This window comes from Mesorhizobium sp. LSJC280B00 (genome assembly GCF_000502835.1).
Taxonomy (GTDB): Bacteria; Pseudomonadota; Alphaproteobacteria; order Rhizobiales; family Rhizobiaceae; genus Mesorhizobium.
Genome location: NZ_AYVL01000005.1, coordinates 192,178 through 209,592, shown reverse-complemented (window position 1 = coordinate 209,592; position 17,415 = coordinate 192,178). Strand labels below are relative to the sequence as shown.

Annotated in this window: 16 protein-coding genes and 1 pseudogene; 7 read left to right on the top strand and 10 right to left on the bottom strand. The window is 62.8% G+C overall.

Annotated elements, in window-relative coordinates; all coding sequences use genetic code 11:
• The first annotated feature begins 9 nt into the window (after window positions 1–9).
• On the top strand, window positions 10–651 hold the full coding sequence (locus X773_RS49815) for a TetR family transcriptional regulator C-terminal domain-containing protein (RefSeq protein ID WP_023675865.1): 642 nt from the start codon (window positions 10–12) through the stop codon (window positions 649–651).
• A gap of 226 nt (window positions 652–877) precedes the next feature.
• Here the strand turns inward: X773_RS49815 and X773_RS49810 are convergent, their stop codons facing one another.
• Window positions 878–1,750, bottom strand: coding sequence for a helix-turn-helix transcriptional regulator (locus X773_RS49810; RefSeq protein ID WP_023675864.1), 873 nt, complete (start codon window positions 1,748–1,750; stop codon window positions 878–880).
• 105 nt (window positions 1,751–1,855) lie between these two features.
• Between X773_RS49810 and X773_RS49805 the strand changes: the two genes are divergently transcribed.
• A complete protein-coding gene (locus tag X773_RS49805) occupies window positions 1,856–2,707 on the top strand; it encodes an SDR family NAD(P)-dependent oxidoreductase (RefSeq protein WP_023675863.1) in 852 nt (283 codons plus the stop codon).
• Window positions 2,704–3,426, top strand: coding sequence for an SDR family oxidoreductase (locus X773_RS49800; protein ID WP_023675862.1), 723 nt, complete (start codon window positions 2,704–2,706; stop codon window positions 3,424–3,426). Before X773_RS49805 ends, X773_RS49800 begins: the two co-directional genes overlap by 4 nt.
• Window positions 3,427–3,461: 35 nt before the next feature.
• Here the strand turns inward: X773_RS49800 and X773_RS49795 are convergent, their stop codons facing one another.
• The 5 genes from X773_RS49795 to X773_RS49775 form a co-directional block, all read right to left on the bottom strand.
• A complete protein-coding gene (locus tag X773_RS49795; protein ID WP_023675861.1) occupies window positions 3,462–3,839 on the bottom strand; it encodes a DoxX family protein in 378 nt (125 codons plus the stop codon).
• 54 nt (window positions 3,840–3,893) lie between these two features.
• Window positions 3,894–4,352 carry a carboxymuconolactone decarboxylase family protein gene (locus X773_RS49790; RefSeq protein ID WP_023675860.1) on the bottom strand — a complete coding sequence of 153 codons (459 nt, stop codon included), beginning with the start codon at window positions 4,350–4,352 and terminating at the stop codon, window positions 3,894–3,896.
• Window positions 4,353–4,363: 11 nt separating this feature from the next.
• The gene (locus X773_RS49785; RefSeq protein WP_023675859.1) at window positions 4,364–4,882 is read right to left on the bottom strand and encodes an Rrf2 family transcriptional regulator; all 519 of its coding nucleotides are present in this window, start codon (window positions 4,880–4,882) and stop codon (window positions 4,364–4,366) included.
• 101 nt (window positions 4,883–4,983) lie between these two features.
• The gene (gene preA, locus X773_RS49780) at window positions 4,984–6,297 is read right to left on the bottom strand and encodes an NAD-dependent dihydropyrimidine dehydrogenase subunit PreA (RefSeq protein WP_023675858.1); all 1,314 of its coding nucleotides are present in this window, start codon (window positions 6,295–6,297) and stop codon (window positions 4,984–4,986) included.
• A 2-nt stretch (window positions 6,298–6,299) separates the two neighbouring features.
• Window positions 6,300–7,664, bottom strand: coding sequence for an NAD(P)-dependent oxidoreductase (locus X773_RS49775; RefSeq protein ID WP_023675857.1), 1,365 nt, complete (start codon window positions 7,662–7,664; stop codon window positions 6,300–6,302).
• Window positions 7,665–7,884: 220 nt separating this feature from the next.
• On the opposite strand from X773_RS49775, the gene X773_RS49770 reads away from it, so the two are divergent.
• Window positions 7,885–8,334, top strand: coding sequence for a hypothetical protein (locus tag X773_RS49770; RefSeq protein WP_156937309.1), 450 nt, complete (start codon window positions 7,885–7,887; stop codon window positions 8,332–8,334).
• Window positions 8,335–8,437: 103 nt separating this feature from the next.
• Here X773_RS49770 and X773_RS76295 read toward each other — a convergent pair.
• Window positions 8,438–8,557, bottom strand: a pseudogene (locus tag X773_RS76295) (gamma-glutamylcyclotransferase); the annotation flags it as partial.
• A 208-nt stretch (window positions 8,558–8,765) separates the two neighbouring features.
• Between X773_RS76295 and X773_RS49760 the strand changes: the two are divergent.
• Together X773_RS49760 and X773_RS49755 are read left to right on the top strand one after the other, a co-directional pair.
• Window positions 8,766–9,542, top strand: coding sequence for a VOC family protein (locus tag X773_RS49760; protein WP_023675854.1), 777 nt, complete (start codon window positions 8,766–8,768; stop codon window positions 9,540–9,542).
• Between the two features lie 155 nt (window positions 9,543–9,697).
• Window positions 9,698–10,090 (top strand): DoxX family protein, encoded by a 393-nt coding sequence (locus X773_RS49755; protein WP_023675853.1) that lies wholly within the window; start codon window positions 9,698–9,700, stop codon window positions 10,088–10,090.
• A gap of 4 nt (window positions 10,091–10,094) precedes the next feature.
• Here X773_RS49755 and X773_RS49750 read toward each other — a convergent pair whose 3' ends face one another.
• On the bottom strand, window positions 10,095–12,536 hold the full coding sequence (locus X773_RS49750; protein WP_023675852.1) for an FAD-dependent oxidoreductase: 2,442 nt from the start codon (window positions 12,534–12,536) through the stop codon (window positions 10,095–10,097).
• Window positions 12,537–12,615: 79 nt separating this feature from the next.
• The gene (locus tag X773_RS49745) at window positions 12,616–14,154 is read right to left on the bottom strand and encodes a trimethylamine methyltransferase family protein (protein ID WP_023675851.1); all 1,539 of its coding nucleotides are present in this window, start codon (window positions 14,152–14,154) and stop codon (window positions 12,616–12,618) included.
• Between the two features lie 218 nt (window positions 14,155–14,372).
• On the opposite strand from X773_RS49745, the gene X773_RS49740 reads away from it, so the two are divergent.
• Window positions 14,373–14,963, top strand: a complete 591-nt coding sequence (locus X773_RS49740) for a transglycosylase SLT domain-containing protein (RefSeq protein WP_023675850.1) — start codon at window positions 14,373–14,375, stop codon at window positions 14,961–14,963.
• A 14-nt stretch (window positions 14,964–14,977) separates the two neighbouring features.
• On the opposite strand, the gene X773_RS49735 is transcribed toward X773_RS49740, so the two are convergent.
• Window positions 14,978–17,398: an ABC transporter ATP-binding protein gene (locus X773_RS49735; protein WP_023675849.1), complete on the bottom strand. Its 2,421-nt coding sequence runs from the start codon at window positions 17,396–17,398 to the stop codon at window positions 14,978–14,980.
• Window positions 17,399–17,415 lie beyond the last annotated feature (17 nt).

Here is a 17,415-nt window from a genome sequence, read left to right as displayed (position 1 = left end):
TTTTGCGGGGTGACGGGGGCGGTCGAAAGCTCCCCTCCTCGCCGCACCCGCATTCAGCTGGAAAAGCGCGAGCTCATCCTGGAGGCGGCGCTAGAAGTCTTCTCCACCAACGGTTTTCGCGGCTCGACCATCGACCAGATCGCCGAAGCCGCCGGCATGTCGAAGCCGAACCTGCTCTATTATTTCCGCCGTAAGGAGGACATCCACGAGACGCTGATGCAGCGGCTTCTCGACACCTGGCTGGCGCCGCTGCGCGAACTCGACGACATCGGCGATCCGCTAACCGAACTGCGCAGCTACATCAGGCGCAAGCTGGAAATGGCGCGCGATTTCCCGCGCGAGAGCCGCCTGTTCGCCAATGAGATCCTGCAGGGCGCGCCGCGCATCATGCCGATGCTGGAAGGGGAGTTGAAGACGCTGGTCGACGAGAAAGCCAACGTCATCAAGGGCTGGATGCGCGCCGGCAAGATTGCCCGCACCGACCCCTGGCACCTGATCTTTTCGATCTGGGCGACAACGCAGCATTACGCCGATTTCGACGTCCAGGTCCGCGCCGTGCTCGGCCCCGACCGCGGCGGCGACGGCCGCTTCGAGGACGCCGCAAGGTTTCTCGAGCAGCTGTTCATCGACGGGCTGAAGCCGAAGGGCTGAGGCAGCTCGGCTGTCGCAAACCTCCCCCATTGCTTCGTCATCCCGGGGCGCAGCAAGGAGCGGAGCGACGCAGCGCAGACCCCAGGATCCATGCCGTGACCTCAGAGCGTTGCTGCGGTGCAGTATTCTGCTCCGCTGCATTCTTCGGCAGATGTCACGGCATGGATCCCAGGGTCTCCGCGACGCCGCTTCGCGGCTGCTACGCCCCAGGATGACGAAGCTGGGTTCAGGCGCTGCGCCGCTCGGCCGGAAGCGTCTCCAGCAGTTGTTCGAGCTTGGCGATCGAGTTCTGCTCGGCGAGCGGCGTGTAGACGATCAGCTTCATGTCCGAGCCGTCGTCGATCGACAGGCTCATATGCTCGAACGCCATGGCGCCTGCCGTCGGATGCCTGACATGCTTCACACCCGACAGGTTGCGGGCCACATCGCGCAGCGGCCACCATGCCCGAAACTCCGGGCTCGAGCGTGTCATCAGCGCGATCAGCCGCTCGAAATCCGGGTCGCCGACATATCTGGCGCTTTCTGCCCGGAATGACGCCAGCACGGCACGCGCCAGTTCCTCCCAGTCGACGAGCAGGCGCCGATGCTGCGGGCTGGTGAAAACCATATGGACGATGTTGCGGGCATCGCCCTCCAGCAGGCCATAGTCGCCGAACACGGCTGCCGCGGCAGAGTTCCAGGCCAGCACATCCCAGCGCCGCCCGACGACATAGGCCGGCTGCAGGACCAGGCTTTGCAGCATGTGCAGCAAGGGTCCGTCGACTTTTTCAGGCGCATCGACGCGATGCTCCGGCTGCGGACGGCCGGCAAGGATGAACAGATGCCGTTGCTCGGCCGCGTCCAGGCGCAATGCCTGACTGAGCGCCGTCAGCACCTCGACGGACGGCCGCACGTCGCGCCCTTGCTCCAGCCATGTGTACCAGGTCGTGCCGACGCCGGCGATCATCGCCACCTCCTCGCGCCGCAGCCCGGGTGTGCGCCGGCGCAGGCCGGTCGAGATGCCCGTGGCCGATGGCGTCAGCCTTTCGCGCCGCGAACGCAGAAAGGCGCCAAGCTCGCGGCGACGGCTGCCTTCGGCAGAATGCGTGGTGGAATCCATCGGCGCTATTATAGCAGTACCGATACCAGGATAAAGTTTGAACTGTTTGGCATGCGTCTGGTGCCCCATCTTTCTGCTCAGAGCGATGACATGGAGGCTCTGAACATGGAACTGAAAGACAAGACGATCCTGATTACCGGCTCGACCGACGGCGTCGGCAGAGTCGTGGCGCAAAGGCTCGGCGCCGGCGGCGCCCGCATCCTGGTGCATGGCCGCGACGCGACAAGGGGCAAGGCGACCGTGGCCGAGATCGAAGCCGCCGGCGGCAAGGCCGAGCTGCTTGTCGCCGACCTCTCCTCCCTGGCCGAGGTCCGCCGCCTCGCCGAAGCCGTGCGCGCCAGGACTGACCGGCTCGATATCCTCATCAACAATGCCGGCGTCGGCACAGCCGGCCCCAACGCGAAACGGCAGGTCAGCGCCGACGGCTACGAGCTGCGCTTTGCCGTCAATTATCTCGCCGGCTTCCTGCTCACCACGGAGCTGCTGCCGCTGCTCAAGGCCAGTGCGCCGGCGCGCATCATCAATGTCGCCTCGGCCGGGCAACGGGCGATCGACTTCAGGGATGTCATGCTGACCCGCTCCTACGACGGCGTTCGTGCCTACTGCCAGAGCAAGCTGGCGCAGATCATGTTCACCATCGATCTGGCGGAGCAGCTGAACGGCACCGGCGTCACGGTCAACAGCCTGCATCCGGCAAGCTACATGAACACCACGATGGTGCGGCAGGCGGGCGTCACACCCTGGAGTTCGGTCGAAACCGGCGCCGAAGCCATCATCAATCTCGCCACATCGCCCACGCTGGAAGGGCGAAGCGGCCTCTATTTCGACGGCCAAAGGGAATCCCGCGCCGATGCGCAAGCCTATGACGCGAAGGCGAGGCAGCAGTTGCGTGAATTGAGCCTCGGTCTTGTCGGGCTCGCACCCGCTTCCGCTACATCGAAGAAAGAAAATTCATGATCGAGAAAACGCAGCACGCCGTGATCGTCGGCGGCTCCTCCGGCATCGGCCTCGCCACCGCGAAAAAGCTGCTCGGCCCGGGCATGAAGGTGACGATCACCGGGCGCAGCAGGGAAAGGCTCGACAATGCATGGCAAAGCCTTGGCGGCGCCGTCGAAAAAGCTGCCTTCGATGCCGTGAAGCCGGACGAGGTTCGCCGGTTCTTCAGCGATCTCGGCCCTTTCGATCACCTGGTGCTGGCCGCCAGCGGCGGCAAGGGGCTCGGCCCGTTCGAAACACTTGACCTGACCGACATCGGCGGTGGCGTCGACGAGAAGGTCCGGCCACAGCTCTCCTGCCTGCAGGCCGCCTTGCCGACGCTGAACAAGAGCGGCTCGGTGACTTTCATCTCGGCGGTGTCGGCGCAATTGTCAGCGCCCGGTATCGCCGGCATCGCCGCCGTCAACGGCATGCTGCTGACCGTGGTGCCGATCCTGGCGATGGAGCTGAAGCCGTTACGCGTCAATGTCGTGGCGCCGGGCGTCATCGACACGCCGTGGTGGGATTTCCTGCCCGATGAACAGCGCCATACGGTGTTTGCCGAGTATGCCGGCAAGACGCCGGTCGGCCGCATCGGCCGCGCCGAGGACGTCGCCAGCGCGATCGCATTCCTCGTCTCCAACGGGTTCATGACCGGCCAGGTGCTGACCTGCGACGGCGGCCTGCGCTTTGCGGCGTAAGCGGTGATGCGTCCACCGTTTCGGGACGGTCGCTGCTATGCCGCCTGCCCCATCAGCGAGAGAAACCCGCCGGTCAGCGCGACATTGGCGACAAACCCATTGATTCGGGCTGCGCGTTCCGGCCCCTGATGGTCCCAGAAATTGTGGAACATCGGCGTCGCGGCAATGAGGAACAGGATTAGCGCCGCCGCCGCGACAGCAGTCCACAAACCCGTCAACACCAACGCGCCGGCGCCGATCTGCAGGACGATGCCGGCCCACAGCGCCAGCCGCGCCTGCGGCACGCCGCGCGTCGCCATCAATTGGGTCACGAAAGCCCGGTTCTGGATGTTGCGCAGGCCGGCAAAGACGAAGGCGCCACCAAGCAGCAGACGGGCGGCAAATAGAATCTCGTTCTCAAAGTTTGCAAACATGTTCTTGATCTCCAACTGAAAACGGGCGCGCAGCTCGCGCGCCCGTCTCGTCGATCAGGCGGCCTTGGCTGCCGGCATCGGATGAAGGGCGTGGAACGGGATGCAAAGCCGGTTCCAGGTGTTGATCATGCCGAGCGCGACCGACAGCTTGACCAGTTCCTCTTCCGAGAAATGCTCGAGCGTCTGCACATAGAGTTCGTCCGAAACACCGCTTTCGGCGATCTTCGTCACCGCATCCGTCCAGGCAAAGGCGGCGCGTTCGCGTGCCGAAAATAGCGGCGATTCCTTCCAGGCCGAGACGAGATAAAGCCTCTGCTCAGTCTCGCCATCGCGCCTAGCCTCACGGCTGTGCATCTCGACGCAATAGGAGCAACCATTGATCTGCGATGCCCTGAGCTTGATCAGATGCAGCAGGCTCGCCTCGAGCCCGCATTCGTCGACCGCCTTGTTGAGTGCCGACACCGCCTTCATGATCTCCGGCGCCTTGGCGAAAAATTGCATCCGCTGTTTCATCGTCTTTCCTTTCATGCTTGCTTGGTTGAACTGGATTTCTGCGGCCGCTGATGGCGCGCCACAAAGGCGCAACTGGCAGCAATCGATCTCGGATCGCCTTCTGCCGCGTAAGTGGCCACGATGTCGGACAGCTTGGTTTCGGCAAGTGCGGCACGATAGGCGCGCTCGGCCTTCAGCATCGCGGCATTGATGCCGCATAGTTTGACGTAGGCCGATGCATCGAGCTTGACGGGACCGTTGCGGCGGATCTCGCCGCAGCGAAAGGCAGGTTCGCGCCCTTCGACAGCGAGCACGATATCGAGCAGCGTAATGCGCTCGGCCGGCCGTGCTAGCCGATAGCCGCCGGACGGCCCCGGCACTGATTCCAGAATGCCGGACGCAGTCAGCGCGTTGAGATGCTTAAGCAGATAGCTCGGCGACAGCCCGAACGCCTCGGCCATGGCAGCACCTGGCAAGGTCGCGGCGCCATCAACGCCGGCGAGCATCGCGGCGCAGTGGATGGCCGCTTCGACGCCTTCGCCCAGCTTCATTTCGCTCTCCTGTTCATGGATATAGATTATCGTGGATAACTTTTATCCGCAATAGGAAGGTCAAAAAGCGGCGCCATGAACGCCGCTTTTTTTTCGCAATGCTATTCCGCCGCCACCTTGGCCATCGGATTGTTCGGATGCGTCGTCCAGTTGGCATAGATCGGCGACACTGGCCTACCAGTGCGCTCGTCGATCGCGCCAACCGCCAGTGGCTCCATGGTGATGCAGTTCTCGACCGGACAGACATTGACGCAGAGATTGCAGCCGACGCATTCGGCCTCGATCACCTCGAAATGCCTGACGCCATCGACGATTGCGGTGATCGCCTGGTGCGAAGTGTCCTCGCAGGCAATGTGGCAGCGGCCGCATTTGATGCAGGCATCCTGGTCGATATGCGCCTTGGCGACGTAGTTGAGGTTGAGATACTGCCAGTCGGTGACGTTGGGCGTGGCACGGCCGACGATGTCGTCGAGCGTGGCATGGCCCTTCTCGTCCATCCAGTTTTCCAGGCCGGCGATCATCTCCTGCACGATCTTGAAGCCAAAGGTCATCGCCGCCGTGCACACCTGCACATTGCCGGCGCCAAGCGCCATGAATTCGGCGGCGTCACGCCAGGTGGTAATGCCGCCGATACCGGAGATCGGCAGGCCCTTCGTTTCCGGGTCGCGCGCGATCTCGGCCACCATGTTCATGGCGATCGGCTTCACCGCCGGGCCGCAATAGCCGCCATGCGAACCCTTGCCGTCGATCGTCGGCTCCGGTGCGAAACTATCGAGATTGACGCCGGTGATCGAATTGATGGTGTTGATCAGCGACACCGCGTCGGTGCCGCCGGCAAGGGCAGCGCGTGCCGGCTTGCGTATGTCGGTGATGTTGGGCGTCAGCTTGGTGATGACAGGCATGCGGGTGTTGGCCTTGCACCAGCGCACCACCATTTCGATGTATTCCGGCACCTGGCCGACTGCCGCACCCATGCCGCGTTCCGACATGCCATGCGGGCAGCCGAAATTGAGTTCGATGCCGTCGGCGCCGGTCTCCTCGACTACCGGCAGGATCGCCTTCCAGGCATGCTCCTCGCAAGGCACCATCAGCGAGACGACGATCGCCCGGTCGGGCCAGTCCATCTTGACCTGCTTGATCTCGCGCAGATTGACCTGCAGGTCGCGGTCGGTGATCAGCTCGATGTTGTTGAGGCCGAGCAGACGACGGTCGGCGCCCCAGATCGCGCCGTAGCGCGGACCGTTGACGTTGACCACCGGCGGCCCTTCTTCGCCGAGCGTCTTCCAGACAACGCCGCCCCAGCCAGCCTTGAAGGCGCGGATGACGTTGTAGGCCTTGTCGGTCGGCGGCGCCGAGGCAAGCCAGAACGGGTTCGGCGACTTGATGCCGACGAAATTGTTGCGGATGTCTGCCATGCTCATGCCCTCCCGTTCGAGGTCAGTGCCCGATGAATGCTTTCCGCCGCGTCGCGGCCTTGTGCGACGGCCGAGACTGTCAGGTCGTCGCCGCCAAAGATGCAGTCGCCGCCGGCCCAGACGTTTGGCAGCGAGGTGCGGCCTTCGGCGTCGACCTTGATGCGGCCGGCTTCCAGGTCAAGCAAAGCCCCGCTGCCGTTGAGCGCAGCCGGGACAAAACTCTGGCCGATCGCCTTGAACACCTGGTCGGCGACGAGCGTCAGCCGCTCGCCGGTGCCGACGAGCCGGTCGCCGTCCATCGCGGTGTATTCGAGCTCGATCGCCGACACCTTGCCGCCGTCGGCAATGACCCGCTTCGGCTGCAACCAGTGCCGGATGATGACGCCGTTGGCAGCGGCCAGGTCCTGCTCGAATTCGGAGGCGTTCATGTGCTCCGGGCCGCGCCGATAGCAGATCGTCACCTCTTCGGCTCCGAGCAGCTTCGACTGCACCGCCGCATCGATCGCCGTCATGCCGCCGCCGATGACGACGACGCGCCGGCCGACCGGCAGGCTGGCCAGATCGCTGGCTTGGCGAAGCTCGGCAATGAACTCGACGGCATTGGTGACGCCTTGCGCTTCCTCGCCATCCGCTCGCAAGGCATTGACGCCGGCAAGCCCCATGCCGAGGAACACCGCATCGTAATTCCTGGTCAGGTCCGACAGCTGGTAATCACGGCCGAGCGCCTTGCCGTTCTGGATGTCGATGCCGCCGATCGACGTGACATAGTCGACTTCGGCCTGGGCAAAATTGTCGACGCTTTTATAGGCGGCGATACCGTACTCATTGAGGCCGCCGGGCTTCGGGCGGGCTTCCAGGATGGTCACGTCGTGGCCGTAGCGGGCGAGCCGATGCGCGGCGGCAAGCCCGGCCGGTCCGGCGCCGACCACGGCGACCGTCTTGCCGGTCGGTTCGGAGCGCTTGTAGAACTGCTTGTTTTCGGCCATGGCGACATCGGTGGCGTAGCGCTGAAGGCGACCGATCTGCACCGGCTTGCCTTCGGCCACCTCGCGCACGCAGACTTCTTCGCACAGCGTCTCGGTCGGGCAGACGCGGGCGCACATGCCGCCCAAAATGTTCTGGTCAAAAATAGTCCTGGCTGAGCCAATCGGATTGCCCGTCGAAATCTGGCGGATGAACAGCGGGATGTCGATCGAGGTCGGACACGCATTCATGCACGGCGCGTCATAGCAGAAATAGCAGCGGTCGGACTCGACCAGCGCCTCGTGATGATCGAGCGGCGGGTGCAGGTCGGCAAAATTATCGGCATATTGTTCCGGCGAAAGCCGCCCGCCGGCAATGCCTTGCTTGAACTGGCCTTCTGGCATCGTCAGTTCCCCATGTTCTTGTTTTGGGGAAGGCTAGCACGTTTTATTTTTTTATCAATTGGTCAATTTTCGGCGCAAACCGCTGAAACCGCTCGATAAAAACATGATAAACGCACTCATGTTTTTGAGCACTGTCCGTTGCGCCTCAATGGATGCGGCGCCCAGAATTGGCTACCAAGTGGCGACAAGCTGTTCGAAAGCGTTACCAGGCGGTAGGCGCTTGAGCATCGTGCGCGATTTTCAAACATTGGAGAAGGTAATGGACATTGTTCAGGAGGCGGTTCAGCGGTGGGAGCCTGTGGAAGATTTACCGCTGGCTGCCTGTCAGGTGTGGCGTCTGAAATCCGACAACTACTTTGAATTGGCCGTCGAAGGCGACTTCTTCGTCGGGGCATCCGAACGAACCCTCAAGATCAACTTCCACGGAGTGCTAGCACTTTCGGCTCATGACGACATGTTGGGAGTGACCCATGTCAGCGCTAGCAGCTCAATCCCGTTGATTGGCTCTGGCAGGCAAGCCTCCTATAGATGGCCCCTCCTCCGAGTCGAGAACTCGCACTGGTTGCGATCAATACCCGGGCCGACAAACGACTGTTCGCATTTTCTATTGCTCAGTCTCGAATGCACGGTAGAGGTGATTGCTCGTGAAGCCATAGCTGCTTGGATCTGACCCCTCGCTTCACACCACGCCTTCCACAACCATTCCGGGCAGCGGGATAGCCCTTAGACTGGTGATGGTCCGCTCTGGTCAGGGCGCCGTCTGGGAGCCGGCTTCAGGGCTTGCGGCCATGCATCGACCTGATCTCGTCCGCGACGATTTCCTGCAGCCGCCACAGATTGCGGTCGCGAATGCCGAACTCTTCCAGATGATGGACGGTGCTGAAGAGATATTCGCGACAAGTTCGGAAGTGAGCGACATCCGGCGCATGGATCAACAACCCCTCGTTGACTGCGAGCAAAGTCGAAAACCGCAGGGCGCGCAACCCGGTAACATTTCCAATTTGCCGTCATCTTTTTTGGTTGGCTGTCGGATTTTCGTCGTGAAGATCGTCCTAGAATGGATCGCGCATGATCGATGTACAAACCGCAAGGAGCACGACAATGCCACAGTCCCCGATGCCCTTCTTCTGGTACGAGCTGATGACCACCGATCTCGACGCCGCCGAGGCGTTTTACACCTCCGTGGTGGGGTGGAGGGGGCAGCCTTTCGAAGGGGCCCCGGGCATGCCGCGCTATGTCGTCATGAATGTCGGCGAGCGCGGCGTCGGCGGGCTGATGACGCTGCCCGAGGACGCGCGCAAGATGGGCATGCCGCCGGCCTGGGTCGGTTATATCCTCACCAGGGACGTCGATGCCGCAACGGCCTCCCTCAAGAAGGCTGGTGGCGCGGTTCACCGCGAGCCCGACGACATTCCTGGCGTCGGCCGCTTCGCCGTCGTTGCAGACCCGCAAGGCGCGATGTTCAACTTCCTGCAGCCCAGCGGCCCCGACCAGCCGCCGCTACCGTTGGCGACCCCCGGCAACATCGGCTGGCATGAGCTCTACACGTCAGACTGGAAGGCGGCGTTCGATTTCTATTCCAGCCAGTTCGGCTGGGAGAAGGGCGACGCCATGGATATGGGTCCGATGGGCGTCTACCAGCTTTTCGCCTTCGGCGGCGAGCCCGTTGGCGGCTTGATGAACAAGCCCGAGCAGATCCCGGCGCCGGTCTGGCAGTTCTATTTCAACGTGCCCGGCATCGACGCGGCAGCCAAGCGCGTCACCGACAATGGCGGCAAGATCCTGATGGGTCCGATGGAGGTCCCCGGCGGCAGCTGGATCGTACAGTGCACAGACCCGCAAGGCGCGCACTTTGCTCTGACAGCGCCGGGGCATTAACGGCCGCGCTGATCGCGGGGCCGCCATCGTGCGGCCCCAAGGCTGCGGCACGCCTCACGACTCACTCACCGACAGTTGAATGCAGGCCGGACTATGTGAATGGTCCGGCCTTTGGCGATGACCTATGGCCGGGCTAGGTGAAAATGGAGTCGTAGATGAAGCTTTTCGAAGGCCTCGCCGGATATCAACCGTTCGCCCTTGCCGCCTTGCGCATCATGACGGCGCTGCAGTTCATTGAGCACGGCACCCAGAAACTGTTCAATTTCCCCGTCGGCGACCATGCCGGCACCATGAGCGGGCTATCGCTGACCGCGGCCATCCTGGAATTCGGAGGCGGCATCCTGCTGGTATTGGGGCTTTTCACCAGACCGGTGGCATTCCTTCTCAGCGGCGAGATGGCGATCGCCTATTTCATGGCGCACATGCCGCGTGACTTCTTCCCGGTCAACAACGGCGGCGATGCGGCAATATCGTTCTGTTTCATCTTCCTGTATCTGGTGTTCGCCGGCGCCGGCGCCCTAGCGCTGGACAACCGCCGCGGTGCCTGAAACGTCACCCACGCATCCGCTCGAAATTCGCGTCGAACAGCGGGATCGGCTGCATGCGCGCGGCGTGACGCTTGCCTAGCAGCTCGATCTCGAAACCATCGGCCTCATCGGCGATCTCTTTCGGCACATAACCGATGGCGACGGATTTTTTGGAATGATGTGCGTAGCCGCCTGACGTGACCCAGCCACGCACCGCACCGCCGTACCAGATTGGCTCGTCGCCGATGACGTCGGCATCGACAGTATCGACGACAAAGGCCCGCAGCCGCAGTCTGCCGCCTTGCTTGCGCTCGGCCAACGCCGCCTGCTTGCCGATGAAATCGGCTTGCTTGCCGTAGGCGACGAAGCGGTCGAGCCCGGCTTCCAACGGTCCATAGATCGGCCGGTATTCGCGCGCCCATGAGCCGTAATTCTTCTCAAGCCGCAATGCGTTGAGCGCGCGCGAGCCGAACAGGCCGATGCCGAATTCCTCCCCCGCGGCCATCAGCGCCTGATAGGCGGCGCGCTGATATTCCGGCGCGACCCAGATTTCGTAGCCGAGATCGCCGGTGTAGCTGACGCGCCCGACCAGGCATGGCGCCATGCCGATATCCATCTTGCTGATGGCCATGAACGGAAACGCGGCATTCGATACGTCCGCCCGCGTAACTTTTGCCAACACGTCGCGCGCCTTGGGGCCAGCGATCGACAGGCCGGTGAGTTTTGCTCCCGACGCTTCGATACTGACCGAGCCGTCCTGCGGCAGATGCGCCTCGAACCAGCGCATATGGTACTGCTCGGCGACGCCAGAGCCGGCCAGGAACCAATCGTCACTTTCCGAATTTGGACCGCCGAGATTGGCCAGCGTGAAATCGCCAATCAGCCTGCCGTCTTCCTTCAGCATCGGCGCCAGCGTCATGCGGCCGGGCCTTGGCAACTTGCAGGCAAGCAGGCGGTCGAGCCAGGCTGCGGCGCCCTCGCCGGTTACCCTGTATTTGGCGAATGACGAGATTTCCGAGAGACCAACGCCTTCACGAACGGTCTTGACCTCATTTGCGACATGCTCGAAATCGCTCGAGCGCCGCCAGGAGAATTCGTCCTTGACGCCTTCGGGCGCGTACCACAGCGGCACCTCCAGCCCATAGGCGCCCCCCCATTGCGCCCCTTTGGCCGACAACAGGTCGTAAACCGGTGTCGTCTTGAGCGGCCGGCCGGCCGGTAGTTCCTCGTTCGGGAAGCGGATCGAAAACCGCCGCGAATAGTTTTCGCGCACCTTGGCATTGGTGTAGGCCATCGTCGCCCAGTCACCGTAGCGCGACACATCCATCGCCCAGATATCGGCGCCGGGATCGCCTTCGATCATCCAGTTCGACAGCGCCAGCCCGACGCCGCCGCCCTGCGAGAACCCGGCCATGACACCACAGGCCACCCAGAACCCCGGCAGGCCGCGCACCGGCCCGACCAGCGGATTGCCGTCCGGTGCGAAGGTGAAGGGCCCGTTGATGATCTGCTTGATGCCGGTGTTCTGGAAGGCCGGGAAATGCCGGAAGCCGACCTCCAGCGACGGCGCGATGCGGTCGATGTCGGCTTCGAGCAGCTCGTGGCCGAAATTCCATGGCGTCTGGAACTCGGACCAAGGCTTGTTGGCCTTTTCATAAGTGCCCATCAGCATGCCGCCGCGCTCCTGGCGCAAATACAGCTCGCCATCGAAATCCACGGCATGGATGATTTCGGAACCAGTCTTCTGGTTCCAGGCGGCGACTTCCGGCATGTCCTCGGTGATCAGGTACATGTGCTCCATCGCCAGCACCGGCAGCTCCAGCCCGACCATGCGGCCGACCTCACGCGCCCACAGGCCGCCGGCGTTGACGACATGCTCGGCCACCACCTCACCCTTGTTGGTGATGACACGCCACAACCCGTCGGCGCGCCGCACAATGTCCTCGACCTTGGTGAAACGCTCGACCTCGGCACCAAGCTTCCTCGCCGCCTTGGCGTAGGCATGGGTAACGCCGGACGGATCGAGATGACCGTCCTCCTTGTTGCGCACGGCACCGACGAACTGCTTGGGATCGAGCAACGGCATCAGCTCGGCCGCCTCATCAGGCGATATCTCCTCGAGCTCGATGCCGAGATAGCGGCCCTTGGCGACGACGCCGCGCAGCCAGTCGAGCCGCGCCTCCGTCGCTGCCAGCAAGACGCCGCCTGTCAAATGCACGCCGGTCGCCTGGCCGGACAGTTCCTCGATCTCCTTGTAGAGCGAGATTGTGTATTTCTGCAGCTTGGCGACATTGGGATCGCCATTGATCGTGTGCATGCCGCCGGCGGCGTGCCAGGTCGAGCCGGAGGTCAATTCATCGCGCTCCAGAAGCACGATGTCTGTCCAGCCGTGCCGGGCCAGATGGAACAGCACGGAGCACCCGACGACGCCACCGCCGATAACCACGACCTTTGCATGCGATTTCATGGGATTCTCTCTGACGTCAACGAGTTGGATGGGAACGATGAATTCGGGGAGGAGCCCCACGAGCGCGAGCCTTCGATCATCACGGCTCGCTTTGCCCGATCGCTTCCTTGCGCTTGGCCACGTACGTCTCAAGCGCCTCGCGCCTGGAGACTTCCATCACCGGCTCGACATAGTCCTCCAGCGCCTTCTTCCAAAGCCTCGTCGCCCGCGCCGTGGCATCGAGCCCGCCAGCCTCCTGCCAGGCCTCGAAATTTTGCCAGTTGGACAGCATCGGCTGGTAGAAGGCTGTGGCGTAGCGCTCCAGAGTGTGCGGCTCGCCGAAGAAATGGCCGCCGGTCGGAACCGCACCCAGAGCCTCGACAGCAAGCTCGGCCTCGTTGACCTCGATCGGGCGCAAAAACTCCATCATGTGCTGGATCATCTCGACGTCGATGATGAACTTTTCGAACGACGCTGTCAGTCCGCCCTCTTGCCAGCCGGCGGCATGGTAGACGAGGTTGCCATGGCCGAGCACCGCGCCCCACAGCGCCATCAGCGTCTCATAGGCGCCTTGCGCGTCGGCGGCATTGGAAGCCGAGCCCGGCGTTGTGCGATAAGGCAGGTTGTAACGCCGCGCCAACTGTCCGGACGCGATATTCGCCTTGGTGTTTTCAGGCGTGCCGAACGCCGGCGCTCCCGATTTCATATCGACATTGGAGGTGAAGGCGCCATACATCACCGGCGCTCCGGGGCGGACGAGCTGCGTCAGCACCACGCCGAACAGCGCCTCGGCATTCTGCTGGGCGAGCGCGCCGGCAAGCGTCACCGGGCTCATCGCCCCCATCAGCGTGAATGGCGTTACCGCCACCGACTGGCCGAACTCGGCCATCGTCATCAGCCCCTCGGCCATCATCTCGTCGAAGCGGCGCGGCGAATTGACCGAAATGATCGTGGTGACGCCGGGATCGTCGCGCATCTCGTCAAGCGTCAGTCCGCGCGCGATTGCCATCATTTCGATGCCGTCGAGCGCCCTGCCGCGGCCGATGGCCGAGACGTGAAAGCTTTTGTCGGTCAGTGTCAGATTGGCGAAATAGGTGTCGAGATGACGGGAATTCGCCGGCAATTCTACCGGCGCGCAGACCTGGTTGCCTAGCATGTGGATGCAGTTGAAATGCTGCGCCAGCCGGACGAGATCGGAATAATCGCGCAAATTGCCGGCACGGCGGCCGCGCTCCATGTCGTGCACATTCGGCGGCCCGGCGACGAGCGTGAAGTTGATGGTATTGCCGCCGAGGTGGACGGCATGGGCGGGATTGCGCGGCGTCAGCGTATAGCTGGACTGCGTCGTCTTCAGCGCTTCCTCGATCATGCCGCGATCGATGCGGACGTTCATCGTTGCATGATCGACCTTGGCCCCGGCCTTCTCGAACAGCGACAGCGCCCGCGGGCTCATCACCTCGATGCCGAAATTCTCCAAGATATGCATCGACGCCTGGTGGATCGCCTCGATCTGGTCGGCCGAGAGCATCGCCATTGGCGGATAGGGATTGGTGACGCGGCGCAACGGCAGTTGCGGGATGGCGGTCGGTCCCCTGTTGCTGGTTCGCTCGGCGCCGCGCTTGCGTCTTGGTTCGCTCATGCCGCGCATCAAAGCGCCGGCACGAGGATCGAGCTGTCAAGAATCCGCCACCTGCGGGCGTGATTTTAGCCAAGGCGGCATTCCGGGAATTTCACATCGGTAAAAGCGACAACAAACGTCGGAATGGTTATACTTGTTCCGCGTCAGGCAAAGCGGCCGATGAGCCGTTAAGGAACGCAGCAAGATTCCTTTTATGTTTTCGGCCTAATGCTCTTGCAATGCGTAGGTTGAGTTTTAGTAAAATTGTAGCGATTGCCGTGCCGCTGGCGCTTTCGGCCTGCGCGACGCCGCCGAACCACATCAACGATGTCTGCGCCGTTTTCGACCAGAATGACGGCTGGTTCGACAATTGGCAGGCGGCGGCACAACGCACCGAGCAGAAATACGGCGTGCCGGTTCCCGTGCTGATGGCGACGGTGCGCAAGGAATCCGGCTTCAAGAGCAACGCCAGGCCGCCGCGCACCAAGCTGCTGGGCTTCATTCCCTGGAAACATATCTCCAGCGCCACCGGCTTCTCGCAGGCGCTCGACGGCACCTGGGCGCAATACCAGAACGAGACCGGCAGCTGGGCGGCGCGCCGCACCAGGTTTGCCGATGCCGTCGATTTCGTCGGCTGGTATCATTCCAAGACCGCCGAGACCCTCGGCGTCGCCCGCAACGACACCTACAATCTGTATCTCGCCTACTATCTCGGCTGGAATGCCTATAAGCGCGGCAATCGCGGCGACGCCGACGTGCAGCGCTATGCGCATGCCACCGAACAGATGGCGCAGGACTACGCCGCGCAGCTACGGCAATGCGCGCCCTAGCCTATTAACGGCTCTCAGCCGCCCTTGGGTTTGCGCGGCTTGCGCGTGGCGTCCTCGGCCTGTCGGCCGTCGCCGACAGTCGGCGGCATGATTGGTGCCACCTGGCTGTCGGCAGAGCTTGAGGTGCCGGTCTCTGAAACCTCGTCGCGAACCTCGTGACGGCGGGCTTTGGCGACCGCTTCGGCATTCTCCACTGCCTGACCCTCGGCATCGGCTTCAACGCTGCCAGTCTTGCCATGCGGGCGCTTGGGCGGATCTCCGGCAAAGCCCGGGCCAACACCGTGGTTTGCATCATCCGGCACGCCCTCATTTGCGGCGTGCTCCTTGTCGAATTTGATCACCGGCTCCATTTTCGCCAGCACGTCGTCGGACAGCCAGCACAAGCTCATATGGCCGTCGCCGAGATTTTTGACTGGCGGCACCTTGGTTTCGCAAAGGTTGTCCGGCACCAGTTTCTTGTAGCCGCAGCGCGTCTGGAACGGACAGCCGGACGGCGGGTTCATCGCCGAAGGGATGTCGCCCTCCAGCACGACGTGCTTCTTGACCACGCTTGTGTCGGCGATCGGGATCGCCGACAGCAATGCCTCGGTATAGGGGTGATAGGGCGGCGCGAATATCTGGTCGGTCGTGCCTTGCTCAACGATATAGCCGAGATACATGACGACGACGCGGTCGGCGATGTAGCGCACAACCGACAGATCGTGGCTGATGAACAGCATCGTCGTCTTGTTCTTGCGCTGGATGTCCATCAAGAGCTCGGTCACCGCGGCCTGGACCGACACATCCAGTGCCGAGACCGGCTCGTCGGCCACCACCACCTTGGCGTCGCCGGCAAAGGCACGCGCAACGCCGATGCGCTGTTTCTGGCCGCCTGAAAGCTGGCGCGGCTTGCGTGTCTCGAATGCCCTCGGCAGCTTCACCAGGTCGAGCAATTCCAGCATCCGCTTGCGGCGGTCGGCCACCGAGTCGCCGACATTGAACTTTTCCAGCGTACGGATGATCTGCGAACCGACCGAATGGCTGGGATTGAGCGTGTCGAACGGATTTTGGAACACCATCTGGATCGATGACACCGTGTCGACGCTGCGCTTCTCGATCCCGGTCGACTGGATCTCCTTGTTGCCGAGCTTGACGCGGCCGGAGCTTGCCGTTTCGAGGCCGAGCAGCACCTTGGCCAGGGTCGATTTTCCGCAGCCGGATTCGCCGACGATAGCGACGGTCTCGGATTCGCGCGCCATGAACGAGATCGTCTCATTGGCCTTGACGACACGGCCCTCGCTCGAGCCGAACACTTCGCTGCCGCCGACCTTGTAGTACTTCCGGAGGTCTTCGATCTGGAGCACCGGCGCACCGGGCACCACCCGCTCGTTGACCTTCTTGGCGCCGGGTGGCAGCGCCTCCCAGTCGATCTCGTTGAAGCGCACACAGCGCGAGAAATGCCCGTCATGGCCTTCGACCGCGATCATCGGAATTTCGGCGGCGTTGCAGACGCCCTCGACGAAATGGTGGCAGCGCGGGCCGAAATTGCAGCCCTTCGGCCGCTCGTGCGGTAGCGGCAACTGCCCCGGGATGGAGATCAGCGGCCGCGAATTTTTGTCGGCGCCCGGCAGCGGGATCGAGCGGAACAGGCCTTGCGTGTAGGGATGGCGCATCCGGTCGAAGACGTCCTTGATCTTGCCGGTCTCCACCGCTTCGCCCGAATACATCACCGTGATGCGGTCGCAGGTCTCCAGGATCAGGCCGAGATTGTGCGACACGAAGATCATCGAGGTGCCGAACTTCTCGCCCAGCCCCTTGACCAGGTCGACGATGCCGGCCTCAACCGTCACGTCGAGCGCTGTGGTCGGCTCGTCGAGCAGAAGCAGCGCAGGCTTCGACAGCAGCGCCATGGCAATGACGATGCGCTGCTGCTGGCCGCCGGAAAGCTGGTGCGGGTAGGAACGCATCATGCGCTCGGGATCCGGCAGCTTCACCGCGCGCACCATTTCCAAGGCGCGTTTGTAAGCTTCGTCCTTCGACACCTTGTCGTGGATCAGTGGCACTTCCATCAGCTGCTGGCCGACCTTCATCGCCGGGTTAAGACTGGCCATCGGCTCCTGGTAGATCATCGCGATCTTGTTGCCGCGGATAGCTCGCAGTTCTTCGTCGGACAGTTCTCCCATGTCCTTGCCCTGGAATTTGATCTTTCCGCCGACGATCTTTCCGATGTTGGAGAGGTCGCGCATGATGCCCAGCGACACGGTCGACTTGCCGCAGCCGGATTCGCCGACAATACCCATCGCCTCGCCAGGCATGACCGTGCAGGAAAAATCCATGACCGCCGGGATTTCGCCCTTGCGGGTGAAGAAGGAGATCGACAGGTTCTCGATCTCGATGATCGGCCCATTGGTCGGCCCATTGGTCGGCTTGGCGGGATTTCGAACTGCCTCATTCATGGGTCGCTCCAATCCTT